Here is a 24,279-nt window from a genome sequence, read left to right as displayed (position 1 = left end):
GATAAAAATTCAATAAAAACGCTTGACGCTTTGTCGTTCTCCGCGAATAATGCGCGCCACTTGGCTACATAGCTCAGTTGGTTAGAGCATAGCATTCATAATGCTGGGGTCCGGGGTTCAAGTCCCTGTGTAGCCACCAAGTACCGATCCATAGACGTCTACAGCAGTCTATGAATCACCTCAAGAAGCCCGCCTCGTGCGGGTTTTCTTGTTTCTGGCTATCTCTCCTTGTATCCCCCTATACCTTCCCTCCGTGTATCCCCCTGTGTATCCTCGACAAATAATTGAACCGAGGGGATACAAGCCAAAATGAAGCGATCCGAGATAAAACGCCGCCCCCTTTCCGATACCGCATTGGCCGGCCTGGAGCCTGATGCCAACGAGTACCGCGAGCTGGACGGGAGCGGCCTTTATTTCCGAGTGAAGCCTGATGGCCAAAAGTCCTGGCAGCTCCGATACAAGAAGCCCGACGGCAAGTGGTCATGGCTTGGGCTTGGCGGTTACCCCGAGGTAAGCGGATCAGTCGCCAGGCAGAAAGCTGCCGAATTGCGCACCGACGCCGCCGACGGCAAAAACCCGATCGTTACCAAGCAAGCCCGCAAGAAAGCAGAGAGGGATATCGCCGGCGAGACATTCGAGCCACTGGCGAGAGAGTGGTACGCCTCACGTCTCACCAACTGGGATGCGGGTACCGCCAAGCGAATCATCGGCGCCCTGGAACGTCACGTCTTCCCGGTATTCGGCAAGCGCCCCTAGGCGCTATCGAGGCGGAAATGGGATGCGCAGAGTCGCTCGCCTACGTACGCAAAGAATACGAGGCAGGACTTCGGCCTGGCTGGATTGATCCATTCACGCCCTGATTTGGAAGCTGCGTTACGATCGCTTCGGGTCGATAGCAGCGCTTCATTACAGGCTACTACCGACCCAATGCGGTCATTGGTAGCAGGTTGAAATGGGCTAAAACGGAGTTTGAAAAGCCAAGTCCCCTTAGCCTAGTCGCTGCTGCTACCCATCAGAATCCATCGTTTACCATGGGCAGTAATATCGAACGAGAATTCCCAGAACACTGGATACGCAGGATGGCCTTTTGTTAGCCAAAATGAAGTGATGGCGCTGGCTTGGTCGAGGTTCACACGCGCGAATAGGGTCTCTAAGAGGATCAGAATTTCTGAGCGTTTCTCCGCTAGATCTATTGGACCATAACCGCCATCCCCCAAATGCAGCATGTGCTCTGTGATCTCACTGCGGGCTTCGCTTGCGGTCACGCAAGACTTGCTACCAATGATTACTTCATTACCAATGGCATGGGATAGTTGTGCCTCAAGTGTTTTGCTTAGGTCAAAAGGTCCGTAGGTGTTTACCCAGACGGCATAGTTGAAACCGTACAAAAGATGCTCAAGCCTGAGGATTTCGTCTGAGCGGAGGTCTTGGACGATACGCATTCGTGCTCCATCGCTCAGCGTTTGGGCTGATATCGTGACGCAAAACCTAAAAAAACGGTAGAACATCACAAATCTTGCCACTGTCAGAATCGCCGAGGCCCTTTTAGGTTATCCAGACCATTTCCTATTCTGGCCAATTTGTGTTGCCGCTCAATGTCTGCATTAAGTTGGGTGTCGCAGGTCGCAATGGTCGGCAGCCGATCCTCTGCGGCCAGTCGTGCCAACCCAGTTGGGTCAGTCTTCGTTGAACGGCCCTGCCTCAAAGGAGATTTGTCCGTTCGTAAACTCTCGCACCCAAATGTCGCGCATCTCTTCACCCACGCCTTTGACCGCGAAACTGAGTTTCGGCAATAAACGTGCGACCACTTCGAATAGTGCACGAACTGACCAGCTATCTAACGGAAAGTACGCATTGGGTTCGGTGCATGCGGTGACGAGGTCGGTATAAACGTCTTGGCTGAGGGCGTTACTGTCTAGGTATGCGATCAACTCAGACCGCACGCTGTCCAGTACCAGCAAGTCTCCGTCTAGCGATTGGACCCAAACATCAGTGTGAAAGCTCATTGTCGACCTCCGTGTGATAGCTGATTGCATTTTGCCGAAGATTCCACGGCCCTGCCAAGTCACCCCCGATACTCAACCTCACGTGTTTGGAACGGTCTTCTCCTTATTAAGCTCCATGGGCTGACTCATCCAGCCTTTGTGATTTCCCCTATACCCGCTGCCACTAATTACAGCGACCGCCTTAATTATGTCGAACGAACGACCGCTCGTGGCCGAGAGTGAGTAAAAATGTTGGCGCTGATTGAAAACTGACCCACCCTGCCGATTGAAAATTGACCCAGGGCGGATTGCTGATTTTTGTCCCAGCAATTGTGGATAAGCTTAGCAGTAGTGTCTTGATTGAAGACGCATCGGGCCCCACCGCATGCAGGCATGCGGAAGGGTGTTTACGGTGCAGATCAAAACGGCTCATCGTCCTCGATACCATCTTCGTCCTTGCGCTTTCGTTCACGCGATTTGATCTTTGTCTGGGCGGCCAAGGTGCTGTGTTGCAGGCGGTAGGACTCGTTGCCCGTTTCGACGATGTGGCAGTGGTGTGTCAGCCGATCCAGTAACGCTGTGGTCATCTTGGCGTCACCAAACACACTCGACCATTCCGAGAAGCTGAGGTTGGTGGTGATGACCACGCTGGTGTGTTCGTACAGCTTGGAAAGCAGGTGAAATAACAGCGCGCCACCACTCTGGCTGAAGGGCAAATACCCAAGCTCATCGAGTATCACTAGGTCTGTCCGAAGCAGTCCCTGGGCGATTCTGCCTGCCTTACCATCGTACTTTTCACGTTCCAGCAGGTTGACGAGATCGACCGTGGAGAAGAACCGTACTCGTTTGTTATGAGTGGTGATTCCGGACACGGCCAAGGCACTGGCCAGGTGTGTTTTTCCGGTTCCAGGCCCACCGATGAACACGACATTTTGCGCAGTCTCCGTAAACTCAAGGCTGGATAATTCCTTGACCAGACGGGCATCAGCGCTGGAAGCGCTGAAGTCAAAGCCAGCTAAATCACGGTGCATGGGGAGCTTTGCCATGTTCATCTGATGATTCACAGAGCGCACGGCGCGATCTGCCTGCTCCTGTTGGAGCAGATGCTCAAGCAGCCATTTCGAGGATGCCGTCGAAGCTTCTCCCTGGGCCGCCAGTTCTTCCCAAGCCTGCGCCATGCCATGCAGACGCAGTTCTTTAAGTTCTGCCATCAAGTCACGCATTGCGGCTCTCCTCATCTGTTGTACGGAGTTGGTCATATCGGGCCGTGTTGGCAACGGGAGCCACCTTGAGTTGCAGGCTGGTTTCTACGGAAGGCGGTGGTGCGGTGGAGGTCAGTCGAGCTAGAACATTCAGGATGTGATCGGCGCTCAAGCTTCCCGACTCAAGCACCAGTTCTACCGCTACCAGCACCGGGTCGAGACCGGCGATGGGCACGGCAGCCAGCACCTGCGTCATGATTCGATCACCGTTGCTGTGACGTCTCAGGCCCCGTTTGAGAAGCCGCAACGGATTGGGCAGATCGGCAAACGGTGCGCCATTGCGCAGTGCACCCGGCTTGCGCTCGATGAGTGGGATGTAATGCTGCCAGTCAAAACTGACCTGATCTCGATCAAAGAGACGCTCGTGGCTGGCGATCATCATGTCATCGGCGATGACCACGATCCGGGATGGGTAAAGACGGCTGCTGACCCACTGGCCGACTCGCTCACAAGGCACCGAGTAGCGATTTCGTGCCACGCTGATCAGGCAGGTGCTGGAGACCCTTACGGTGCGCTCGACGTAGCCATCAAAGGCGGTCGGCATCGGCATCATTTCGACCCGCTCCAGCTCCAAAACTTCCGCCACCGTCAGCCCGTTGTACTGCGGATGCAGCAGCTCGCTCCAGAGCGCACGACAGCGTAGGCCGAGCCAGGCATTCAGTTCCTCGAAGGTGCGGAACATGCAGTTTTGAGCGTCAAGCCAAATGCGCCGTCGACTGTCTTGAACGTTCTTCTCGACAATGCCCTTTTCCCAGCCAGAGGCTACGTTGCAGAAATCCGGATCGAACAGGTAGTGCGCGCACATCACGGCAAACCGTGCATTGACCGTGCGGCCCTTGCCTTTATTGACCTTGTCGACAGCCGTTTTCATGTTGTCGTAGATGCCGCGACGCGGCACCCCACCTACGGTGACGAATTGCGGTAGGAATACCATGAAGAACAACAGCGCTTTTGGGTTTAACAGGCTATTGAGCGTGGCTCGGGTAAAGATTTTCCGCAATGAAGCCTGTGTAGGTTGAGTGTCAGTACCCGAAGGGGGAGCCTTCAATGCTTGCCAAGCCAGCCACATCAGATAGCAAGCGCCTGCCCACCGCAGCAAGTCGAACGCCGGTGTCCAACTCATCACCAGCGCCCCTAGACCCGCGCTAACCAGGACGGTCATCAGCAAATCGGCCAGGGTTATTCCGAGTGCTGCCGCGAGGCCAGCTCGCCAGCCGTGGGCAACTGCGTGGCTGGTGACGATTGCCATGTTAGGGCCCGGCACAATAAGCAGCAGCAAGGCGGCAACAATGAACAGGTAGAGATTCGTAGCGTCTGGCATCGCGCAATACCTCCTTGGATGAGGAGCCATGCTAACCGGCAATGTTCAGGTAGAAGCAGATACAGCGGGGGGGTATTTGGGCGCTACAGTCTGGTGCAGAATGAGTCGGCCCTGAATTCGCAGGCACTCGATGTTCGCTCCTGGCCGGACATAGCCGCTTATGACTGACCGCTTTCGACCCAGGCTGTGTGAAAACGGCTTCGGTGGGACGCGTCGCCGGTTTGTCAAAAAATGCGGTGGCTTGTAGGCGCTCCCGCTTTTGTGCAAGGATTCGCTATGACTCAATTTATTCCAAGCAATCGCCATCATCATCACGGACCTCGCTCAGGGTGCCGCGGTTGCGTACGCTCATCGATTAATCAGAGTTCGAAACATCGATTCTGACCACTCAGTGAACCAAACCAAGGCGCCAATGGCGCCTTTTTTATTGCCTGTAATTTGGAGATTATGAAAATGACTATGCTTCGTGGAACTCGAATAGTGACTGGGAAAGAAGCTGCAATCATGCGTGAGATAGAAGGCCGTTTTCGGAGCTATCTTCATCAATGCCGGGGCTGAAGAGGCCATAGTTCCTGCGCTATGGGGCCAGGACACTTTTATTGAGAAAACCGGCGGGAGTGAAATCATCGGACAAATGTGGGCCTTCAATGACAAGGCCGGACGTCCTTGTTGCCTCATCCCAGAAGCAACCGCGCTCTTTCAGGAGCGCAACGATGTGCTTCTCGGGTCACGAGAAGAAGCGATGTTTTTCTATGTGGCGCGATGTTACCGGTATGAACGACCCCAAGCCGGTCGTTATCGCGAATTCACTCAACTGGGACTCGAAATTCTTAGTCCCACACCAGCACAGGCTTTGGCGCGTAGCCAAACAATTTGCACTGGCTTTCTTGATTCGCTGGGACTGGAATATGAACTCAGTCTCGCAGTGAAGCGTGGACTAAGTTATTACCTTGAGGGGAATGGCTTCGAGGTGCGTTGTCCCGTATTGGGCGCACAACAACAAGTTGTCGGCGGCGGTGCCTATCGAGAAGGAGCTGGGTTCGGCATCGGACTTGAACGGTTGGTGCTGGCCTCAGGAATGACTCGGAGTCTGTGATCTTTAAGGCGCCTCCACCAGGAGGCGCTTTCAAACCAGACAGGGTGAAATGGTCTTGGCTTGTCTAAACTTCTTTCGTCGAGATCGTAGCGGGGGCGATCATGAAGCGATTTATTGAAGGTGAGGCTCGGACGCAAGTCACCTTGCTGCCGGAGTGTCTGGACGATTACGTAGCCGAAGAAAATTCAGTCCGAGTGGTCGACGTTTTCGTCGATGAACTCGACCTGGGCGCACTTGGTTTTGGGGGCGTCGATCCTGCCGCAACGGGTCGTCCGGCCTACCACCCAGCGGTGTTGCTGAAGATCTATATCTACGGCTATCTCAATCGGATTCAGTCCAGCCGCCGACTTGAGCGTGAGGCCGAGCGCAACGTCGAGTTGATGTGGCTAACGGGGCGTTTGGCTCCGGACTTCAAAACCATTGCCGACTTTCGCAAAGACAACGGCAAAGCCATTCGCAGCGTATGCCGCCAGTTCGTAGTTCTTTGCCGCAACCTCAATCTCTTCTCTCAGTCGATCATCGCTATCGACGGCAGCAAATTCAAAAGCCGTCAATAATCGCGACCGCAACTTCACTCAGGGCAAGGTGAAGGCACGCATGCAGCAGATTGAGCAGAGCATTGATCGCTATCTGGCGGCGATGGATTCGGCGGATCGGGCCACGCCCGAAGTGGCCGAGGCCAAAGCAGAGCGGCTTAAAGAAAAGATAGAAACACTGAAAAAGCAGAAAATCAAGGCGCAGCTCCACGAAAGTCCAGACCAGCAGATCTCCCTCACAGACCCAGATGCACGCTCAATGGCCACGAGCGGCCGAGGCACCGGAACCGTTGGCTACAACGTACAAACAGCTGTCGACGACAAACACCATCTGATCATTGCCCATGAGGTGACCAACGTGGGTAATGATCGTGGGCAACTGAGCAATATGGCGAACCAGGCGCGTGAAGAAATCGAGGCTGAATCGCTAACGGTGGTGGCCGACCGAGGCTATTACAAAGGTCTGGAAATCCTTGCTTGCGAGCAAGCCGGCATCACTACCTACGTACCGAAACCCCTCACATCTGGCAGCAAAGCCGAAGGCAGATTCGGCAAGCAGGATTTCATTTATCTGATTGCGTCGGACGAGTATCGATGCCCTGCGGGACAGTTTCTAACCAGGCGGCATTCGTCGATGGAAGACGGCATGTTATTGCATTGTTACTACTTCTCGGGCTGCCAGTCCTGCTCAATGCAAAAGCAATGTACGACGGGTAAGGAGCGCCGGATGAAGCGCTGGGAACATGAGGCGGTAGTCGACGCGATGCAGGTTCGGCTAGAACATGATCCAGCGATGATGAGGGTTCGTCGACAGACCGTTGAGCATCCTTTTGGAACGCTCAAATATTGGATGGGAGCCACCCACTTCCTGACCAAAACACTTCCGCGGGTAAGTACCGAAATGAGCCTTCACGTGCTCGCATACAACCTCAAACGAATGATGAGCATCTTCGGCGTCGCAGGACTGCTTGAGGCGATCAGGGCGTGAATCCAGCCGCTTGCTCGCCCGTGAGTAGCCGTTTGGGCCGCTGACGCGCCCCAAACGGCATTACGAACGTCTATGTAGCTGACTAAGGTAATTCGCACTTCCGCCCACTGATTCCACAGGCAACCCTCGCGACTCACTGTTTTCGACGCATTTAGCGCGTTTTCACACAGCCTGGGTCGATTGCAGCCCTTCACGACAGGCAGTTATCGACCCATAATGGACATCATTATGATACGAAGGCTGACATCGTCGTCTGAGTAGGTAGCAAGATGTGCCTGACTACTACAGAGCATTCCGACGCAAGCCTTCACCCCCAAGCTTCTCTCAGCACAGAGCGAAACAGTTCGGAAAGTAATGGTTCAACTTCTTTGCGTTCGCTACGGATCGGCTTAATGGTTTCAAATCGATGCAGTTCACGCTCAATAAATTGCTGGATGGGGATGATCTGGGGCGATAGGCCCATCTCCGGAGACGCGCGCTTAATCACAAGTAAGTCATCAATAGCTTGCTGAAGCTCGGGCTCTCTTTCGATCACACCGCGTAGCTTGTCAAACTCTATGGGGGCGGGCGTATTAAACTGTTCCAGCCACCGCACCGATAACAAGGGGCGCAGTACGTAAAAGTATTTTTTCAGCGGTACCTGAGGGTTCTGCAAATATCCCCTATAGTTGGTTTTTGCCATGCTGCGATAATGGTAGATGCCACTCTCTACCGAATACACGTGCGGCAGTAACTCTTTAGCCCGCTCGTGAAAGGATCCAGAGTGTTCGTAAATGATGGTCGACTGCACCCACTCCACAAAGCCTGGGTTTGACTTCCAGAATAGCCTAAGCGCTTTTCGTAGATCCCAGCCATTGATGTCCATGTCGTCAATGATCGGATACTCGATGACGTCGCGTTGCTCCTCAAGGCCGACCGAGAGATACCACTCAGGTTTATTTACGTAGATGAAGCGTGCGTCGTAGTCGCTGTTGGGAGAGGCAAATCCCCAGGCGCGACTGCCAGACTCAACCGCTAAAAGCATTTTCACGTCATGCTCGTCCTCCGCGCGGCGTAGGCGGCTTCGAACCTCTTCCTGAACAGCCATAGAAACCATGAGCTAACTCTAACTAGATGATATTCGATTGCACGCTACTCATTCGGAGGCGGACTGTCCAGTGGCCGCTTCTGGTCGATTCTGTTGAAAAAGTCGACCACGGTTTCCGCAGCAGAAAAGCATGCGTCCGAGAATGAAATCTTTACTTCCAACAGAGGTTGCCGGACTCAGATTTCACGTGAAAGCGTCCTAAAAAAGCGTTTTCTCGATCGCTCTCCTGGCTGTTTCAGAAAACCGAATTTTTCAACACAATCGGCCAGAAGCGGACGGTCGGATCAGGTCCCGTTCAGCAGTCAAAAAGGCGGTCTATCGACAAACCCCACCTGGAGACATAGGCTCAACTGCAAGACAACTCTTAAAACAAACAGCGACTGTCGCCGGTAAAAGAAAAGTCGCTTTCCCCAAGATATTCCAAGGAGTGGTATGGGCATTTTGGATCGGTTGTTTGGTGGGCGCTTTACCATGCCTCCACCCGAGGAAACTAACCTCAGCGCTTCAGCGATCATGAAAGAATTACGGCCCGGCCCACCCGATCCCGCACAGAAAAAGGCACTCGAGACTTTTGCCCGAGCGCTGCTGGCTGTGGTTCCGGAAAAAGAAGGCGCCAGACTTGTCAGGCGCGTCATGCGTAGATACGCGATGGGAGATAACGCATGCAGTGCCCTCACAGATGGATTGTTGGATGATTCAAAGGGGCAAAAACTTGAACACCTCGTTCTAATGAGTCTGGATTGGAAAAGTTATGATGTGTTTGAGTATCAGGCTCCCTATCTGGTTAGCGCCAACGGCTTGAAAGAGCCCTACGTCTACGTGCGAAACAGCGCTTCATCAATGCCAGAGGTGCTTGATGAATTCGACCAATGGTTGGTTCGGTCTGGTAAGCGTTATCTTCACTTGGACTCCGGAAGTGACAATTACGATGGTTTTGTTGTTGACGCTGATCGGGTGGAAGAAACCATTGAGCTGGCCGGACGTGCGGGCCTCAAAGTCAGTCTTGAGAACTTCTGACGTTGAGCAAAATGGGCGGTGTGACGACCGTGGTGTCAGTGTTTACGAGAGGCCGCTGTGGCAGTATTTTGCGCCTTCCTGCAAACCGACGGCTAAACCGTTGGTACCGTTCCGCCGTCGATCACAAACTCACTTCCCGTGATAGATGCTGCTCGCGGCGAAGCCAGGAAACCGATCAGGTCAGCAACTTCGGAAGGCGTCGACGGGCGGCCGAGCGGGATACCTCCAAGTGCTTTCATGATGATCTCTTTACCACCTTGATAGTCAGTACCTGCCTCCTGCGCGAGTCGCTCGGCTAATGCGACCGACGCTTCGGTTTCAACCCAGCCCGGCGAAACCCGAACCACGCGGATGCCTCTGGGCGAAACCTCTTTCGATAAACTTTTGCTGTACGTCGAAAGTGCGGCCTTGGCCGCCGCGTAAGCTGTTGTAGCTTCCGGCAGTGGCAGCCGACTCTGGATGGAGGTGACGTGGATGACCGCCTTGTCGCGCATGCGACCGCCCCATTCGGCGTTTTGAGAAAGCTCGACCTGCGGCCCAAGGCCCGGGGTAGCGTGATGGAAGTACACGCTGACCGCATCGAGAAACTCGATTTCAGCACGCTTGGTCATCATGTGGATGAGGCCTTTCTCTACAGGCGTTTGCCCGGTAAGGATGGGGCTACCATCCAGCACGTCCAGGTACTGAGTAATGGCCGTGCATTCGGCAATGAGCGTACCGTCGTTCAACTCCAGCACGGGAAGCGTTCCGGAGTAATTGATGGCCAGAAACTCAGGTTTCTTGTGTTCGCCTTTCCATAGGTTGACCGATACAAATTCGATTCGGGAAAGCATGCCTTTTTCTGCCAATGCGATGCGCACGCGAGCGGGGTAGGGGCCATCGAACCAGTCGTGGATTTTCATCATAGGGAGCATGGATACGTCTAACTGCGGTTCTGAAGAGTTCATGGTATTCACCTATCTACCTGTCAGTTGGTAGGTAAAGATTGGGCGCTTGTTTTTGCGCCGTCAACCCCTACCTTCCAGTTGGCAGGTATTCGAGGCAGCGAGTAGAATTCACCTCATTGGATGACCTGAGGACACAAACGTGAGCGAAAACGCGCGGGAAGCCATCTTGGCGGCTGCGAAAACGGCGGCGCAGAGGCATGGATACAACGGCATAAATTTTCGAAGTATCGGTGCCGCGGTGGGGATCAAAAACGCGAGTATCTATTACCACTTCTCGAGCAAGGCCGACCTTGGCGTTGCAGTTGCTGCACGCTACTGGCAAGACACCGCCAGCGTTTTGCAAGCGATTCGCGAGTCGAACCCCGATCCGATTCGTTGCCTGGAAATCTACCCGTCGATCTTTCGAACATCGCTGGAAGACGGCAACAGGCTTTGTCTGTCCAGCTTCATGGCAGCGGAATACGAAGATTTGCCCGAGGAGGTCAGGCGCGAGGTCAAGGCGTTTGCAGACATCAATGTGATGTGGTTGACACAGGTGCTGGCTGACGCAGGAATGGGCAGCGCAGAAAGTTGTGAACGACGTGCCCGCGCCATTTACACCTCCGTTGCCGGCGCTCAATTGATTGCCCGGACTCGGCTCGATATTGGCCTATTCGACGATCTTATCCTCAGCTACCGGGAAGCGGGGCTGATTCCGACATCGCAGGCCTGACGCGTCGTGGCCACTTTCGACCCAGAGTGTGTAAAAACGCTTCGCCAAAATTGAAGTGTCCGCATCTACGTTAAATCTGAAATTTATCGGCACGTCAGCAGATGTGGATTTCGCGTAGAAGCGCGACTTTCAGTCCGGTTTTGAGTACCTGCCGCGCTCAAAAACGTTTTTACACAGCCTCGGCCAGAAGCAGACGCTGAAAGGCGCTGCGTTCGACCAGTACTGCCTTTACTTCAAGCTGCGAATTGGGCGTCGCTTTGCGAGCACGGGCGTAGCGCGGTGAAACTAGAACCCACGGACCGCCCGTAATAAAGCGCCCGTAAGTGGCTCAGCGCGCCCAACTTCGTAAGTCGATTCAGCTTCCCCCTTTACCCATGCCGCCACCCATACCACCGCCTGCGCCGCCGCCCATGCCGCCGCCCATGCCGCGCGCGGGTGGATCTTCCGGCAACGTCACACCCCGTTCTTTGGCTCGCTCACGCATCTGTTCATGGTGCTGGACGCGAATCTGCTCGCGCTCCTGTTGAGTGGTGGCTTGGCGCATGCGGTTGCGGTATTCCAGGCGTTCTTGCTGGGTCATGATCTGCGAGCCGAAGACCTGCTCGCTGTTACCGGCCGCGCCCTGGACGTCGGAGGACTGCGCCAACGCTGCACCGGATAGTAGGGCCATTGAAAGGCCGATGGCGAATTTGATGCTTTTCATGGGTATCTCCTCGTCTGAATATTACCGGCGACGCATCAACGCTCGTGCTCTTCGTCGTCGGGGTGGTGCGATGATTCCTCATCGCTGGGCTGGTCGCCCATGTACTTCGGTCCCTTACCGCAGCTAGCGAACTCAGGTTGTGCTTGCGATCAGCATTGTCGATGCGACCGCCGGCGAGGGTGCGAGCGTTGTAGTAGTCGTCGCTGTCGTAGGACGCAGGCGGCCGATCTCGCTGGCACCCCCCGGGTATGCTTCATCGTGCTCGTAGCGGGTGGGCTCGCGTTGCAACTCCGGCCAGGCAGCGCCGGGGACATAGCGATCCTCATGATCGCGGGTGTGGCGTACGCCCCCGAATACTTGCGTTTGCTCGGTCAACTCGCGGGTACCGTCGAGGCCCAACCAGAAGTCCTCCACGTCTTCGGAATCGGCGTCCTGATAGCGGTCGAGGTCGGCGCCGAGATCCACGCTCAGTTCGTGCCGTTCCCAGTCCGATTGCAGTAGCAGCGACGGTGACAGGGTGAAGATGGTGTCTTCGGTTTCATCGGTACGCTGGGCGTAGATGTTGTCGTCGCGGGTCGCTGAAAGCACGACCTGAGGAAGTGCGACGAAAGTGCCGATAGGCAGGCCAGGAAATTCGCGCGTGTCGGCCTTCTTCAGCGTGGCGCTGATAGGCGCCGCGCTGGCTGGCGTGATCGAACCTAAGCCGAGCACAGCCATCGCAAGTACAAGTTCACGGTCCATCGAGCACGCTCCCAATCCATACGACAAATAGATGGTTTCGCACGATGAGCAACCATCGCCGACGCTCCACAGGAGCTGGTACATCGCTTAACGTCGATTACTGTTATCTGCAACGTACTCGTAATTGCTGCAATAAGATTGATGTACATCATGCGCGACACACTGCCTGGGTTAGCTGTTGGTCAGCGCAGCGACTATGAACGCCAGCGGCGCCATGCTGACTGAGCCTTATATCGATATGGCCACCAACAAGATGGTCATTGGTGTCATCAGCAAGGTTTCCAGCAACATCGGCGTGGTCGGCGGCGATCTGGCGTTGGATGGCCTGGTGGAAATCATCAACTCGTTGAACTTTGGCGGCATGGGGTATGCCTTCCTGGTCAACGATCAGGGCAAGATCCTGGTCCATCCGGACAAAGCGCTGGTCATGAAGTCGCTTTCGGATTTGTACCCTACACACACCCCGAAACTTTCCGGCGAGCTGACCGAGGTCCAGGTCAACGGGCAAGCCCGCTTGCTGACCTTCGCACCGATCAAAGGTCTCCCTTCGGCCAACTGGTACATCGGCCTGTCTATCGATAAAGACAAGGCTTACGCGACGCTGAGCAAGTTCCGCTATTCGGCGGTGATTGCCACCATCGTTGCGGTGGTCATCATCATCGTCCTGCTGAGCCTGCTGATCCGCGTACTGCTCCAACCGCTGCACGCGATGACCCGCGCAATGGAGGACATTGCCCAAGGCGAAGGTGACCTCACCAAACGCCTGGTCATCCACACGCATGACGAGTTCGGCATGCTGGGCAATGCGTTCAACCGTTTTGTCGAACGTATTCACACCTCGATCCGAGAGGTCTCGTCGGCGACCGAGCACGTCAACGAAGTGGCAATGCGCGTGGTCAGCGCCTCCAACTCATCCATGCTCAACTCTGACGAACAGGCTAGCCGAACCAACAGTGTGGCCGCCGCCATCAACGAACTGGGGGCCGCGGCTCAGGAAATAGCCCGTAATGCGGCTGAGGCCTCGCACCAGGCCAGCGACGCGCGCGGGATGGCCGAGCAGGGTCAGCAAGTGGTGGAACGCAACATCGGTGCAATGAATCAGCTGTCGGAAATGCTCAGCGCGTCGAGTACGAATATCGAGTCGCTGAACAGCAAAACGGTGAATATCGGGCAGATTCTCGAAGTAATCACCAGCATCTCCCAGCAAACCAACCTGCTGGCGCTCAACGCAGCCATCGAAGCCGCCCGGGCAGGTGATGCCGGGCGTGGGTTTGCCGTGGTGGCCGATGAAGTGCGCAACCTGGCGCACCGCACCCAGGAGTCGGCGCAACAGGTGCAAACGATGATCGAGGAGCTGCAAGTCGGCGCCCGGGATTCGGTCAACACCATGGGCGAAAGCCAGCGCCACAGCCTCGACAGCGTAGAGATCGCCAACCAGGTCGGCGAACGCTTGAACAGCGTGACCCAGCGCATCGGCGAGATCGATGGGATGAACCAGTCGGTCGCCACCGCCACCGAGGAGCAGACCTCGGTGGTGGAGTCGATCAACATGGACATCACCGAAATCAACACGCTCAATCAGGAAGGCGTGGAAAACCTGCAGTCGACCCTGCGCGCCTGCGCCGACCTGGAACAGCAGGCGGCACGCTTGAAGCATCTGGTGGGCAGTTTCCGTATCTGACCCGAACACCGCCTCAACGCCCAGGCATTCAGCCCACAGAATGCCTGGTTCAAGCGGTTTGTGGCCGGGGAACTGGTCGGTAATACCTGGACCGAAGTCGGTGACGTGAAGATCGGCCAGGTGATTACCCGCATCAGCCGCCAGGGCGAGCAATGGGTCGCCAACGGCACCAAGTACTACAGCCCCGGCAGCCTGTTCGCCGGCTGGATCGACCTGTACGCCCAACAGGACGACACCGGTGCCGACGTGCGTTTTACCAGCTGACCCTGCTGGCCGTCCTGGTCGGGGCGGGGCAGGCGGCCAGCAAAACCGCGCGGAGAAATAACCTCGGAGCATGTAACACCGCGAGCTGAAAATGCCCCAGCCTGTCGGGGCATTTTTTTCCGCAACATCGAAAAAGCCCTGCCGCGTCCCTCGCGGCATCCTGCATGCGCGCAAAAAAACAGCCCATCTGTATTTTGACGCTCCCCGCAGCCCGCTGTTAGTGTCCAGCCTCCCCCTCGCACATGGAGTACACCACGGTGAAACTGGACATCTACCAAGTCGACGCCTTCAGCCAACACCCTTTTGGCGGCAACCCCGCTGCGGTGTGCCCGCTGACCGAGTGGCTGAGCGACGCGCAACTGCAAAACATCGCCGCCGAAAACAACCTGTCCGAAACCGCCTACTTCGTACCCCGTGACGATTTCTATGAGTTGCGCTGGTTCACCCCGACCGTCGAAGTCGACCTGTGCGGCCATGCCACGCTTGCAGCGGCGTGGGTGTTGATCAATGCGTTGGCGGATGCGCCTGACGTGCTGCGGTTTGCAACGCGCAGCGGCGAGCTCCGGGTAACCCGCGAGGGCGATGAACTGGCGATGGATTTCCCGGCGAAAGCGCCACAAGCGTGCGAGCCGCCTGCCGGAATGTTGAGCGCGCTGGGGATTGAACGCGCCGAGGTGTTCGGCACCGATGACTACATCGTGTTGCTCGACGACGAAGCCCAGGTCGCCGCGCTCACCCCGGATTTCGCCCGGCTCAAGGGCCTGCCCAAACGCGGGATTGCGGTGACGGCCAAGAGTGCGCGGTTCGATTTCATTTCCCGTTGGTTCGGCCCGAATGTGGGGGTCAATGAAGACCCGGTCACCGGTTCGGCGCACACCTCGCTGGCGCCGTTCTGGGCCGAGCGCCTGGGCAAGACAAGCCTGAGCGCCGAGCAGGGCGGCACGCGCAAGGGCCAGTTGCGCTGTGCCCTCAAGGGCGACCGGGTGATTATTTCCGGCAAGGCTGTGCTGTATATGCAGGGCTCGATCTACCTGTAAAACGCACTCCCCAAGAACGACAGATCATTCGCAAAATGAACGGAGTTCAACGCGTGTTTTCGATTGCCCGCCGTCACCTGACGGTCATTGCCGCAGCCCTGGCCCTGGTAGCCTGCCACTCCCCGGTCAACGAACCGCCAGCAGCGCCGGAGTTGGGCTCGGGCTATCGCACCGACCTCAGCCCGCGCCACGCCGCGCAGCATATGGCGGCGGCGGCCAACCCGCTGGCGGCCGAAGCCGGGCGCGAGATGTTGCGCCAGGGCGGTTCGGCGATCGACGCGGCGATTGCCATGCAGGCGGTGTTGACGCTGGTGGAGCCGCAGTCGTCGGGGATTGGCGGCGGCGCGTTCATCATGCTGTGGGACGGGAACCGCGTGCAGGCGTATGACGGCCGGGAAACCGCACCGGCCGGGGCGACCGAGCGCTTGTTCCTCAAGCCCGACGGGCAGCCGATGGCGTTTACCGCAGCGCAGATCGGCGGGCGTTCGGTGGGCACGCCGGGGGTATTACGAGCGCTGGAGCTGGCGCACAAAAAGACCGGGCATCTGCCCTGGGCCCGGTTGTTCGAGCCGGCGATCCGGCTGTCGGAACACGGCTTCGCCATCTCGCCGCGCTTGCACAGCCTGATAGCCGCTGACCGTTTTATCCCACAGTCGCCGGAGATGGCGGCCTACTTTCTGAACGCCGATGGCACGCCCAAAGCCACCGGCACCCTATTGAAAAACCCGGCGCTGGCCGCCGTGTTCAAGCGCATCGCCGAGGAAGGCCCGGACGCGCTGTACCAAGGCCCGATTGCCGACGAGATCGCACGCAAAGTGCAGGGCCACCGCAACGCGGGCAGCCTGTCCGAGGCCGACCTTGCAGGCTACGCGGCCAAGGAACGCGCGCCGCTGTGTACCGATTACAAGCGCTGGAAAATCTGTGGCATGCCGCCGCCGTCGTCGGGCGGGATTGCCATCGCGCAGATCCTCGGCACGTTGCAGGCCCTGCAAGCCCGCGACCCACGCCTGGCCATCGCGCCCATGACGCCGCTCAAGAGCGCCTCCCCCGCCGGCCTTGAGCCCACGCCCGAGGCGGTTCACCTGATCGCCGAAGCCGGGCGCCTGGCCTTTGCCGACCGCGCCCTGTATGTAGCCGATGCCGACTTTGTGCCGGTGCCGGTCGCCGGCCTGGTCGCCCCCGACTACCTGGCCCAGCGCGCCGCCTTGATCGGTGAACGCAGCCTGGGCATCGCGCAGCCGGGCCAACCGGCGGGCATTCAAGTGGCGTATGCCCCGGACCGCTCGCCGCTGCGCATCTCCACCTCACAAGTGGTGGCGGTGGATGACCAGGGTGGCGCCGTGTCGATGACCACCACGGTGGAGTCCGCATTTGGCTCGCACCTGATGGTCCAGGGCTTTGTGCTCAACAACCAGATGACCGACTTCTCGTTCATTCCCGAAGAAAACGGCCAGCCGGTGGCCAACCGCGTGCAACCCGGCAAACGCCCGCGCTCGGCCATGGCGCCGACCCTGGTGTTCGACCGCCACAGCGGTGAGTTGCTGGCCGCCCTGGGTTCGCCGGGCGGCTCGCAGATCATCGAATACGTGAGCAAGTCCCTGGTGGCGATGCTCGACTGGCAACTCGACCCGCAAGCCGCAATCAGCCTGCCCAACTTCGGCAGCCGCAATGGCGCTACCGAACTGGAAACCGGCCTGTTCAGCCCGGCGTTGAAACAGGCGCTCAGGGACAAGGGCCATGCACTCAGCGAGATCGAGATGACCAGTGGCGTCCAGGCCATCGTTCGCACGCGGGATGCGCAGGGCAAGGTGCTGCTGAGCGGCGGTGCCGACCCTCGGCGGGAGGGGGAGGCGTTGGGCGATTGATCGTTAATGCACGGAGAACAGCACAGTGCGCAAGGCAAACAATCTCGGTTCCGTTCCTGGTGTCGACCACGGTTTTTGTTCGATCAATGACCCGCAGCGGCCGGAAGAGGTATTCATCTGCAAGCAGATACACAGTGCGTCGGTGATGGAATGGCAGGCAGATCGGGTGGCCAATACGGTCGAAGCCGATGGCGTGTTGACGCGCCATCACCACCCGATCGCGGTGATCACCGCCGACTGCCTGCCCATTCTGTTCGCCTCGAACAACGGTGACTGGGTGGCCGCTGTGCATGGTGGCTGGAAGGGCCTGCAACGCGGGATCATCGCCAGCGCCGTGCAGCGCTTTGCCGCTGAAGGAGTGGCTGTCGATCAATTGCAGGTGGCAATCGGGCCGTCGATCAAGCCCTGTTGTTATGAGGTGAGCGCGGCGTTTATTGCCGAGTTCCAGTCGGACCAAGGGCACCTGTGGCCACACCGCCAGGCGCCATGGAGCGCTGAGCAACCGGCACCGCTGCTGACGCCGGAAATTGCACCGCCCCAGGCGAGACAAGCGGGCAGCGCATGGTTTGACTTGAGCGGGTATGGGCTGATGCTGCTGCAAGCGGCGGGCATTCGGCGCGAGCAGATTGAAGTGAGTGAGGTGTGTACCTATTGCACATCACCGACGTTTGCCAGCTACCGCCGACGCACGCATCAACCGCAAGAGGCGAAGACGTTGTTGTATTCGTGGATTGCTCGTACAAGCTGATTAACAAAGGCCTACACCACACAATTGTCGTGTGGAGCGGTGGTAGCCCTGCCGATTTACGGCAAGGGCGCTACCGAGCCTATTCCAGCGCATATCCTGTACAAAATCGCGAAGGACATGAACCATGCCACTCACTGAGAAACAGCTGAAGGAACGTGACGCCAAGCGCACTATCGGCGAAGAATTACTGGCAGCCATTCAGGATGTCAAAGCGGGGCTTTACGGCGCAGTCCACCAGGTTGAAATCACTCAAGCCGCGGACGCAAGAAGTAAGACTGGGTTGTCGCAAGCCAAATTTGCCGAGCTGTTGGGGGTGTCGATAAGAACCCTTCAAGAGTGGGAACAAGGGCGTCGCTCCCCCTCCGGCGCAGCACGTTCGCTGCTGCATATTGCGGCTATAAGACCGGACGTTTTCCGGGAAGTCCTCAGTAACGCCTGATGGCGTTACTGACGCGCCGGGCGATGACTATCGGCTGATCTTCAACCCCTTGCGCCCCGCATGCCGCTCCAACGCCAGTTCAATCAAGCGGCTGACCAACTCGCTGTAGCTCATCCCCGCCGCCTGCCACAGCTTGGGGTACATGCTGATCCGGGTAAAACCCGGCAACGAGTTGATTTCGTTGATCAGCACTTCGCCGTCCTCGGTGAGGAACACATCGACCCGCGCCAGCCCTGCGCACCCCAACACCTCGAACGCTTCGACGGCCAGGCGGCGAATCCGCTCGCTGGCTTGCACGCTGATATCGGCCGGCACCACCACTTGGGCCGCCTGGTCGTCGATGTACTTGCTGTCGTAGGAATAGAAGCCGCTGCTCACCACGATCTCGCCGCAACCGCTGGCGATGGGATGTTCGTTGCCCAGCACGGCGCATTCGATTTCGCGGCCGTGGACGGCGGACTCCACCAGCACTTTCTCGTCAAAGCCCAGGGCCAGTTCGACGGCGGCGTGGTATTCGGCCTCGTCGTTCACTTTGCTCACGCCCACCGAAGAGCCTTGGTTGGCGGGTTTGACGAACATCGGCAGGCCGAGCTTGCCCACCGCCATGTCGAACGACGTGCGCGCGGCGTTGTTGCGGTTGAGGGTGATAAACGGCGTGACGGCAATGCCGGCGTCGCGCAGCAGGCGTTTGCTGATGTCTTTGTCCATGCACACCGCCGAGCCGAGCACGTCGGAGCCGACGAAAGGCAGGTCGGCCATGCGCAGCAGGCCTTGCAGGCAACCGTCCTCGCCGAGGGTGCCGTGGACGATGGGGAAGATCACATCGATGTGCGCGAGCAGGCCGCTGCCGGCGGTTTCCACCACTTGCTGGCTGGCCTTGCCCGGCACCACCGCCAGTTCGCGGTTGGACTGGTTGAGGGCGATCAGCGCCGGGTTTTCCTGGTTGATCAGGAAGTTCGAGGTGTCGTTAAGGTGCCAGTGACCGGCCTTGTCGATGCCGATCAGCACCGGCTCGAAGCGCGAGCGGTCGAGGGCATCGACAATATTGCGCGCCGATTGCAGCGAGACTTCGTGCTCGGCCGAACGGCCACCAAAAATAATCCCTACGCGCACCTTGCTCATGACCCGACCTCACTGTTGAAAGTAAGGCTTCTTACCATGAGCGGTCAGCGATTCGCTACCAGATGTACACCGAACAGCATGTAGCAACTCCCGGCAAAACGGTCGAGCCACTTACGCGAGCGGCTGTAGAGGTCGGCCATGCGCGCACTGGAAAACACCAGGGCCACGCTGGAATACCAGCTGAACGACAAGGTGGCCATGATGATCACCGCCAGGGTCAACAGCATCGGCGATGGCGACGGCGGCATGGTGGACGCGAAGATGGTGGCGACGAACAGCGCGGCCTTGGGATTGGACAGATTGCCCAGCAACCCCAGGCGCCAGGCGGAAAACAACGAGCGCCGGGGCCCGCCCGGCAAGCGGCTCTGCCCCATCGCCGGCGCCGAGCGTTTGAACAGCTTCAACCCCAGGTAGATCAGGTAGCAGCCACCGATGATCTTGAACGCCAGGTACAGCATGGGAGCGGCGGTAAACAGCGACTTTATGCCCAGCCCACCGGCCAGCCCCCACAGGATCGTCCCAGTCGCGACACCCGCCGAGGCCACCACGCCATGGCGGCGCGAACAGCTGGCGGCCAGTTGCGCGGTGTTGAAGAAATTGGGCCCGGGCGTGACCACCGCCACCGTCCACAGCAGGGCCAGCGAGATCAGGGGCGTCACGTAGGCGGGGTTGAGCAAATCCATGGCGGGCAACTCCATCAGCACAGGGCACGAACAGCGATCATAGGCCTCGCCTGCCCCCCTGCACAATCGTACAAGACCCCGGCAGACAAGGGCCTCAGACTCGGTTAACGTGTTTCCACCTCTTCTTGTGACAAGTCACCATGGGTAAACCCACCCCCACCCTCGACTGGGTCCACCGCGCGCCGCATGCCAGTGGCCTGGACCGTATCGAGGCGTACTTCGCCGGCATCGCGTTCGACCTGCATCGCCATGACACCTATGCCATCGGTCGCACCTTGTTCGGCGTGCAGAGTTTTCATTATCGCGGCGGCATGACCCATGGCCTGCCCGGCACCACCATGGTGATTCATCCCGACGAGACCCATGACGGCCGCGCTGGCAGCGAGGAAGGCTTCAAGTACCGCATGATCTATGTGGAGCCGGCGCTGGTCCAACAGATCCTCGGCGGCAAGCCGTTGCCGTTTATCCCCGGCGGGGTGTCCACCGACCCGTGGCTGTTTCGCGCCAGCGAAGTGTTGCTGCAAAGCCTGGACTGCCCGATCGACCGGCTGCAGGAGCAGGACGCCCTGTTCGACCTGGCCCAAGCCTTGAACAACGCCTCGGGAGCGATCACCACCCGCAAGACCTTCGATTACGTCGCCGCCGAACGCGCCCGGGAATTTATCCACAGCGCCCTGGGCCGCAGCATCACCCTGGATGAAATCGCCGAACACGCCGGCCGCGACCGCTGGGCCTTGTCGCGGGATTTTCGTTTGTTGTTCGGCACCAGCCCTTACCGCTACCTGACCATGCGCCGGCTGGATCTGGTACGCAGCCTGCTGGCCCAGGGCAAAACGCTGGTGGACGCAGCGATGATCGCCGGCTTCACCGACCAGAGCCACATGACCCGGCAATTTCACAGCACCTACGGCATGCCGCCGGCGCGCTGGGTGAAGATGCTCGGGCGCTGAACGCGCTCAACCGGCGGGCGTCAGCTGCTGCCCGTCAATCGGCTGGCCGATCGTGAGGAAATGCCCGCCCGCCACATGGTGCAAGGTGCGCAGTTGATCAAAGCCTTCGAAGTGCCAGTGCCCTTCGCTGAACACGCGCTCGTCGGCATACGCCGCGACCACTTCGCCGAGGAACAGGTCGTAGGTCTGCTGGGTGTGCGGCTCAGGCAACAGGCGGCATTCCAACCAGGCGACGCAGCCTTCGAGCAAAGGCGCCTCAGTGTGTTCACCGTTGAAGGTGCGCAGGCCATAGGCGGCGAATTTGTCGAGTTCCGCGCCGCTGGTAGTGCCCACCGTCTGGACGAGATCGGCCTGGGCCGCGCAGGGCACCTGCAGCACGAAGGTGCCGGCGCGTTCCAGCAGTTGCCGGGTCCAGGTGGCCTTGTCCAGCACGACGGCGACTTTCGGCGGTTCGAAATCCAACGGCATGGCCCAGGCGGCAGCCATGATATTGCGCTGACCGTCATGCGCGGCGCTGACCAGCACGGTCGGGCCGTGGTTGAGCAAGCGGTAGGCCTTGGACAGCGGAACGGGGCGGCAGTGGTCGGGGCTCATGGAGGATCGGCTCTTCAATCGTGAAAAAACCTACGATACCTCAAGCACAAGCCCTACGGGTCAGCTCGAGAGCTGGTTGGCGAACTGCCCGACTGCGCTGACGACCTTTTGTGCGCCGTCCTGGATGTCCACGATCACCGTGCCGGCTTCGGCCGCCAGGGCCAGGCCCTGCTCGGCTTGCTGGCGGCCGTCGCTCATCAGGCGCACCGCATCGGCAACGTGTTCGCCGCGCGCCTGCAGTTGCGACATCGAGTAAGCCAGCTCCTGCAGGAAGTTGGCATTCGACCATTCCACCCGGCCTTCATCGGTGTGGCCGGCGTTTTCTGAAGAGCGCTTCAATGCCCGGCGTCACTCTTTTTACAGCGGTCAGCTGCCATTGTTCCGGCAGATACCCATCACTTGATATTCCAGGGTATTGAGCTTGCCGCTGGTGTCTTCGTAGGTCATGCGCGAGGGCACGGGGCTGCATGAGCGGATCGGTGGTGTCACGTTGACCACCTTGGCGATGTCCAGGGTCATGCCATAGCGATAGGTCTGCACCAGCGGGGCCGCTTTGCCCTCTCTGGCCGCGTACTCGGTCATGGCTTGTTCATTGCGCTCCATCATCAGCGCAAACGTGCGATCGCCGCCGCCTTCGGCCAATGCACCGAAGGACAGGATGGCCGTCAATATACCCAGGCTGGTTTTATAAAAGTTCATTGTTCATTCCTCGACTGAAAGTTCAGTGTCGAGACTAACTAAACAACCCTGACGCGATGTTCACCAGAAGATTACGTATTTGTTAGGTGGCACTAAGGTTCCAGAATTGTAATGTTCGCGCAACACAGCCGTTATCCACGGTTTGCAACTATCAGCCCGGGCCAAATCAATAAGAACGCCCGCTTCCATAAGAAGCTGATCACTGCCAATACCGAGGAGCGAAACATGCATATCCGTTATTACACCCTCCCCCTCTCACTCATCGCCGCCTTGCCCCTGGCAGCGCTGGCCGTGGAAGACCAGCCCGACGGTTTTATCGAAGGCAGCCGCCTGAACGTGCTGGCACGTAATTTTTACTTCAACCGCGATGATCGCAAAGGCCAATCCAGCCCGACCGGCAACGGCTATTCAGAAGCCTGGGCGCAGGGGCTGATCGGCAAGTTCGAGTCCGGCTTCACCCAAGGCACCGTGGGCTTTGGCCTGGATGCGTTTGCCATGGTCGGCGTGAAACTCGATTCGGGCACCGGCCGCAGCGGCGGCAAGGGCTCGTTCGGCATGTTGCCGGTGGACCGCGACAACCGCCCCGAAGACAGCTACAGCAAGGTCGGCGGCGCCGCGAAATTGCGCGTGCTGGACACAGTGATCAAGGCCGGCGACGTGTTCCCGCTGACGCCGGTGGTGGCCTACGGCGACTCCCGTGTATTGCCGGAAAGTTTCCGTGGCGTCACCGTGCAAAACACCAGCCTCACCGGCCTGAGCCTGCAGGGCGGACGCCTGAGCGGCATGAGCCAGCCCAATGAAAGCGGCATGAACAAAGGCTTCGCGACGTTTTATGCGGGCCCGGTCGACTCGCCCTGGATCGGCTATTTCGGCGGAGACTATCAACTCAACAAGCACCTCGGTTTCAGCCTGTACAGCAGCCGCCTGAAAGACGCCTGGGACCAATACTACGTCGGCAGCACCGCCAGTTACCCGCTCACCGACGACGTTTCGCTGTTCGGCGACGTCAATTACTACAAGGCCGTGGACGAGGGCAAAAAGCGCCTGGGCACATTCGACAACAACATCTGGAGCGCCCGGCTCGGGGTGAAAGTCGGCGCCCACAGCGTTGCCGTGTCGCACCAGCGCAACAATGGCGACGACGACTTCGATTACCTGCGCCAGTCGGACTCGATCTTCCTCAACAACTCGATCCAGTACAGCGACTTCAACTCGCCCAAGGAACGCTCATGGATGGTGCGCTACGACCTGGACATGCAGGCCTTCGGCATTCCCGGCCTGACGTTCATGACCCGCTACGCCAAAGGCAGCGGTGCCGACTACAGCAACGCCAACGCGGTGTATATGCGCCGCGATGCCGCCGGTAATCCGCTCACCGATCAGCGCCGCTGGGAACGCGATATCGAAGCCAAGTACGTGGTGCAGGCCGGCACGCTGAAGGACTTATCCCTGCGCCTGCGCCAGGCGAGCGTGCGCTCAAGTGCATTTGAGTCGGACCTGGAAGAAGTAAGGGTCATTATCGAATATCCACTGGCGGTGCTCTAAGCAACGCTTACATTAACTTGCCGATGAAGTACATCTCTTCACAGGTTCAAATCTGTCAGAACTGTAATATCGGCCTCACCTTCGCGTTAAGTTGCAGTTTTTATACTGCGCATCGAGCACTATTCATCTCTGCAGCTTTTGTGTGGCTCCTTTGGAACGGAGATGAACTTTTTACGCCCCGTTTGGGGCGTTTTTTTTGTTCACTCGCACAGCGGCGAATCGTCGCAGCTACCTGACGTGGCTTGACCCTATAGCGA

The 24,279-nt window shown here is 58.3% G+C and carries 20 protein-coding genes, 1 tRNA gene and 7 pseudogenes; 14 read left to right on the top strand and 14 right to left on the bottom strand.

Features of this window, described 5'->3' with window-relative positions:
• The first annotated feature begins 62 nt into the window (after positions 1 to 62).
• Together MOQ67_RS04660 and MOQ67_RS04655 are read left to right on the top strand one after the other, a co-directional pair.
• Positions 63 to 139: transfer RNA gene (locus tag MOQ67_RS04660), tRNA-Met, on the top strand.
• A 170-nt stretch (positions 140 to 309) separates the two neighbouring features.
• Positions 310 to 750 (top strand): annotated as a pseudogene (locus MOQ67_RS04655) (tyrosine-type recombinase/integrase); the annotation flags it as partial.
• Positions 751 to 992: 242 nt separating this feature from the next.
• Here the strand turns inward: MOQ67_RS04655 and MOQ67_RS04650 are convergent.
• The 5 genes and pseudogenes from MOQ67_RS04650 to MOQ67_RS04630 all read right to left on the bottom strand — a co-directional run.
• Complete coding sequence (locus MOQ67_RS04650) at positions 993 to 1,442, bottom strand: hypothetical protein (RefSeq protein WP_198717974.1); 450 nt, start codon at positions 1,440 to 1,442, stop codon at positions 993 to 995.
• A gap of 234 nt (positions 1,443 to 1,676) precedes the next feature.
• On the bottom strand, positions 1,677 to 2,006 hold the full coding sequence (locus MOQ67_RS04645; protein ID WP_198717973.1) for a hypothetical protein: 330 nt from the start codon (positions 2,004 to 2,006) through the stop codon (positions 1,677 to 1,679).
• Positions 2,007 to 2,404: 398 nt separating this feature from the next.
• On the bottom strand, positions 2,405 to 3,208 hold the full coding sequence (gene istB, locus MOQ67_RS04640) for an IS21-like element helper ATPase IstB (protein ID WP_130209155.1): 804 nt from the start codon (positions 3,206 to 3,208) through the stop codon (positions 2,405 to 2,407).
• Positions 3,201 to 4,157 (bottom strand): annotated as a pseudogene (locus MOQ67_RS04635) (Mu transposase domain-containing protein); the annotation flags it as partial. The pseudogene MOQ67_RS04635 and the gene istB, both read right to left, overlap by 8 nt.
• Positions 4,146 to 4,568: pseudogene (locus MOQ67_RS04630) on the bottom strand (LysE family translocator); the annotation flags it as partial. The pseudogenes MOQ67_RS04635 and MOQ67_RS04630, both read right to left, overlap by 12 nt.
• Positions 4,569 to 5,103: 535 nt before the next feature.
• On the opposite strand from MOQ67_RS04630, the gene MOQ67_RS04625 reads away from it, so the two are divergent.
• Together MOQ67_RS04625 and MOQ67_RS04620 are read left to right on the top strand one after the other, a co-directional pair.
• Positions 5,104 to 5,664 carry an ATP phosphoribosyltransferase regulatory subunit gene (locus MOQ67_RS04625; RefSeq protein ID WP_080943288.1) on the top strand — a complete coding sequence of 187 codons (561 nt, stop codon included), beginning with the start codon at positions 5,104 to 5,106 and terminating at the stop codon, positions 5,662 to 5,664.
• Between the two features lie 101 nt (positions 5,665 to 5,765).
• Positions 5,766 to 7,188, top strand: a pseudogene (locus MOQ67_RS04620) (IS1182 family transposase).
• A gap of 307 nt (positions 7,189 to 7,495) precedes the next feature.
• Here the strand turns inward: MOQ67_RS04620 and MOQ67_RS04615 are convergent.
• Positions 7,496 to 8,284 (bottom strand): nucleotidyltransferase domain-containing protein, encoded by a 789-nt coding sequence (locus MOQ67_RS04615; RefSeq protein WP_198717970.1) that lies wholly within the window; start codon positions 8,282 to 8,284, stop codon positions 7,496 to 7,498.
• A gap of 423 nt (positions 8,285 to 8,707) precedes the next feature.
• On the opposite strand from MOQ67_RS04615, the gene MOQ67_RS04610 reads away from it, so the two are divergent.
• A complete protein-coding gene (locus MOQ67_RS04610) occupies positions 8,708 to 9,292 on the top strand; it encodes a DUF6630 family protein (RefSeq protein WP_104903990.1) in 585 nt (194 codons plus the stop codon).
• A 92-nt stretch (positions 9,293 to 9,384) separates the two neighbouring features.
• Here MOQ67_RS04610 and MOQ67_RS04605 read toward each other — a convergent pair whose 3' ends face one another.
• Positions 9,385 to 10,194 (bottom strand): SDR family oxidoreductase, encoded by an 810-nt coding sequence (locus tag MOQ67_RS04605; protein ID WP_448675947.1) that lies wholly within the window; start codon positions 10,192 to 10,194, stop codon positions 9,385 to 9,387.
• A gap of 184 nt (positions 10,195 to 10,378) precedes the next feature.
• Between MOQ67_RS04605 and MOQ67_RS04600 the strand changes: the two genes are divergently transcribed.
• Positions 10,379 to 10,951, top strand: a complete 573-nt coding sequence (locus MOQ67_RS04600) for a TetR/AcrR family transcriptional regulator (RefSeq protein WP_104903999.1) — start codon at positions 10,379 to 10,381, stop codon at positions 10,949 to 10,951.
• A 355-nt stretch (positions 10,952 to 11,306) separates the two neighbouring features.
• Here MOQ67_RS04600 and MOQ67_RS04595 read toward each other — a convergent pair whose 3' ends face one another.
• Positions 11,307 to 11,654 (bottom strand): hypothetical protein, encoded by a 348-nt coding sequence (locus MOQ67_RS04595; protein WP_017844468.1) that lies wholly within the window; start codon positions 11,652 to 11,654, stop codon positions 11,307 to 11,309.
• Between the two features lie 132 nt (positions 11,655 to 11,786).
• A complete protein-coding gene (locus MOQ67_RS04590; RefSeq protein WP_158683876.1) occupies positions 11,787 to 12,395 on the bottom strand; it encodes an outer membrane beta-barrel protein in 609 nt (202 codons plus the stop codon).
• A 208-nt stretch (positions 12,396 to 12,603) separates the two neighbouring features.
• Here MOQ67_RS04590 and MOQ67_RS04585 point away from each other — a divergent pair.
• The 6 genes and pseudogenes from MOQ67_RS04585 to MOQ67_RS04560 all read left to right on the top strand — a co-directional run.
• Positions 12,604 to 14,076, top strand: a pseudogene (locus MOQ67_RS04585) (methyl-accepting chemotaxis protein); the annotation flags it as partial.
• 3 nt (positions 14,077 to 14,079) lie between these two features.
• Positions 14,080 to 14,325: pseudogene (locus tag MOQ67_RS04580) on the top strand (monooxygenase); the annotation flags it as partial.
• A gap of 272 nt (positions 14,326 to 14,597) precedes the next feature.
• A complete protein-coding gene (locus MOQ67_RS04575; RefSeq protein WP_017844482.1) occupies positions 14,598 to 15,377 on the top strand; it encodes a PhzF family phenazine biosynthesis protein in 780 nt (259 codons plus the stop codon).
• 35 nt (positions 15,378 to 15,412) lie between these two features.
• A complete protein-coding gene (gene ggt / locus MOQ67_RS04570; protein ID WP_198717965.1) occupies positions 15,413 to 17,242 on the top strand; it encodes a gamma-glutamyltransferase in 1,830 nt (609 codons plus the stop codon).
• A gap of 25 nt (positions 17,243 to 17,267) precedes the next feature.
• Positions 17,268 to 17,990 carry a peptidoglycan editing factor PgeF gene (gene pgeF / locus MOQ67_RS04565; protein ID WP_057005643.1) on the top strand — a complete coding sequence of 241 codons (723 nt, stop codon included), beginning with the start codon at positions 17,268 to 17,270 and terminating at the stop codon, positions 17,988 to 17,990.
• Between the two features lie 124 nt (positions 17,991 to 18,114).
• Complete coding sequence (locus MOQ67_RS04560; RefSeq protein ID WP_046487461.1) at positions 18,115 to 18,429, top strand: helix-turn-helix domain-containing protein; 315 nt, start codon at positions 18,115 to 18,117, stop codon at positions 18,427 to 18,429.
• Positions 18,430 to 18,456: 27 nt separating this feature from the next.
• Here MOQ67_RS04560 and ddlA read toward each other — a convergent pair whose 3' ends face one another.
• The gene (gene ddlA / locus MOQ67_RS04555) at positions 18,457 to 19,551 is read right to left on the bottom strand and encodes a D-alanine--D-alanine ligase (RefSeq protein WP_017844486.1); all 1,095 of its coding nucleotides are present in this window, start codon (positions 19,549 to 19,551) and stop codon (positions 18,457 to 18,459) included.
• Positions 19,552 to 19,595: 44 nt separating this feature from the next.
• The gene (locus tag MOQ67_RS04550; protein ID WP_102618042.1) at positions 19,596 to 20,234 is read right to left on the bottom strand and encodes a LysE family transporter; all 639 of its coding nucleotides are present in this window, start codon (positions 20,232 to 20,234) and stop codon (positions 19,596 to 19,598) included.
• Between the two features lie 140 nt (positions 20,235 to 20,374).
• Between MOQ67_RS04550 and MOQ67_RS04545 the strand changes: the two genes are divergently transcribed.
• Positions 20,375 to 21,184, top strand: coding sequence for an AraC family transcriptional regulator (locus tag MOQ67_RS04545; RefSeq protein WP_102618041.1), 810 nt, complete (start codon positions 20,375 to 20,377; stop codon positions 21,182 to 21,184).
• 6 nt (positions 21,185 to 21,190) lie between these two features.
• Here the strand turns inward: MOQ67_RS04545 and MOQ67_RS04540 are convergent, their stop codons facing one another.
• The 3 genes and pseudogenes from MOQ67_RS04540 to MOQ67_RS04530 form a co-directional block, all read right to left on the bottom strand.
• Positions 21,191 to 21,778, bottom strand: coding sequence for a flavin reductase family protein (locus MOQ67_RS04540; RefSeq protein WP_046384811.1), 588 nt, complete (start codon positions 21,776 to 21,778; stop codon positions 21,191 to 21,193).
• Positions 21,779 to 21,838: 60 nt separating this feature from the next.
• Positions 21,839 to 21,988 (bottom strand): annotated as a pseudogene (locus MOQ67_RS04535) (chemotaxis protein); the annotation flags it as partial.
• A gap of 156 nt (positions 21,989 to 22,144) precedes the next feature.
• Positions 22,145 to 22,477: a DUF2790 domain-containing protein gene (locus MOQ67_RS04530; RefSeq protein WP_017844491.1), complete on the bottom strand. Its 333-nt coding sequence runs from the start codon at positions 22,475 to 22,477 to the stop codon at positions 22,145 to 22,147.
• Between the two features lie 225 nt (positions 22,478 to 22,702).
• Between MOQ67_RS04530 and MOQ67_RS04525 the strand changes: the two genes are divergently transcribed.
• Positions 22,703 to 24,022 (top strand): OprD family porin, encoded by a 1,320-nt coding sequence (locus MOQ67_RS04525; protein ID WP_198717964.1) that lies wholly within the window; start codon positions 22,703 to 22,705, stop codon positions 24,020 to 24,022.
• Positions 24,023 to 24,279 lie beyond the last annotated feature (257 nt).

It is taken from the genome of Pseudomonas sp. LY-1, assembly GCF_053502595.1.
The sequence above is the reverse complement of the archived record's forward strand: the minus strand, read 5'-3'. Positions and strand labels throughout refer to the sequence as shown.

Coding starts and splice junctions, on each gene's coding strand:
- istB (WP_130209155.1), bottom strand. CDS start 3,208: ATGCGTGACTTGATGGCAGAACTTAAAGAACTGCGTCTGCATGGCATG.
- MOQ67_RS04590 (WP_158683876.1), bottom strand. CDS start 12,395: ATGGACCGTGAACTTGTACTTGCGATGGCTGTGCTCGGCTTAGGTTCG.
- ggt (WP_198717965.1), top strand. CDS start 15,413: ATGAACGGAGTTCAACGCGTGTTTTCGATTGCCCGCCGTCACCTGACG.
- MOQ67_RS04615 (WP_198717970.1), bottom strand. CDS start 8,284: ATGGTTTCTATGGCTGTTCAGGAAGAGGTTCGAAGCCGCCTACGCCGC.
- MOQ67_RS04560 (WP_046487461.1), top strand. CDS start 18,115: ATGCCACTCACTGAGAAACAGCTGAAGGAACGTGACGCCAAGCGCACT.
- MOQ67_RS04650 (WP_198717974.1), bottom strand. CDS start 1,442: ATGCGTATCGTCCAAGACCTCCGCTCAGACGAAATCCTCAGGCTTGAG.
- MOQ67_RS04530 (WP_017844491.1), bottom strand. CDS start 22,477: ATGAACTTTTATAAAACCAGCCTGGGTATATTGACGGCCATCCTGTCC.
- MOQ67_RS04595 (WP_017844468.1), bottom strand. CDS start 11,654: ATGAAAAGCATCAAATTCGCCATCGGCCTTTCAATGGCCCTACTATCC.
- MOQ67_RS04610 (WP_104903990.1), top strand. CDS start 8,708: ATGGGCATTTTGGATCGGTTGTTTGGTGGGCGCTTTACCATGCCTCCA.
- MOQ67_RS04540 (WP_046384811.1), bottom strand. CDS start 21,778: ATGAGCCCCGACCACTGCCGCCCCGTTCCGCTGTCCAAGGCCTACCGC.
- MOQ67_RS04545 (WP_102618041.1), top strand. CDS start 20,375: ATGGGTAAACCCACCCCCACCCTCGACTGGGTCCACCGCGCGCCGCAT.
- MOQ67_RS04525 (WP_198717964.1), top strand. CDS start 22,703: ATGCATATCCGTTATTACACCCTCCCCCTCTCACTCATCGCCGCCTTG.
- MOQ67_RS04645 (WP_198717973.1), bottom strand. CDS start 2,006: ATGAGCTTTCACACTGATGTTTGGGTCCAATCGCTAGACGGAGACTTG.
- MOQ67_RS04550 (WP_102618042.1), bottom strand. CDS start 20,234: ATGGATTTGCTCAACCCCGCCTACGTGACGCCCCTGATCTCGCTGGCC.
- MOQ67_RS04605 (WP_448675947.1), bottom strand. CDS start 10,194: ATGAAAATCCACGACTGGTTCGATGGCCCCTACCCCGCTCGCGTGCGC.
- ddlA (WP_017844486.1), bottom strand. CDS start 19,551: ATGAGCAAGGTGCGCGTAGGGATTATTTTTGGTGGCCGTTCGGCCGAG.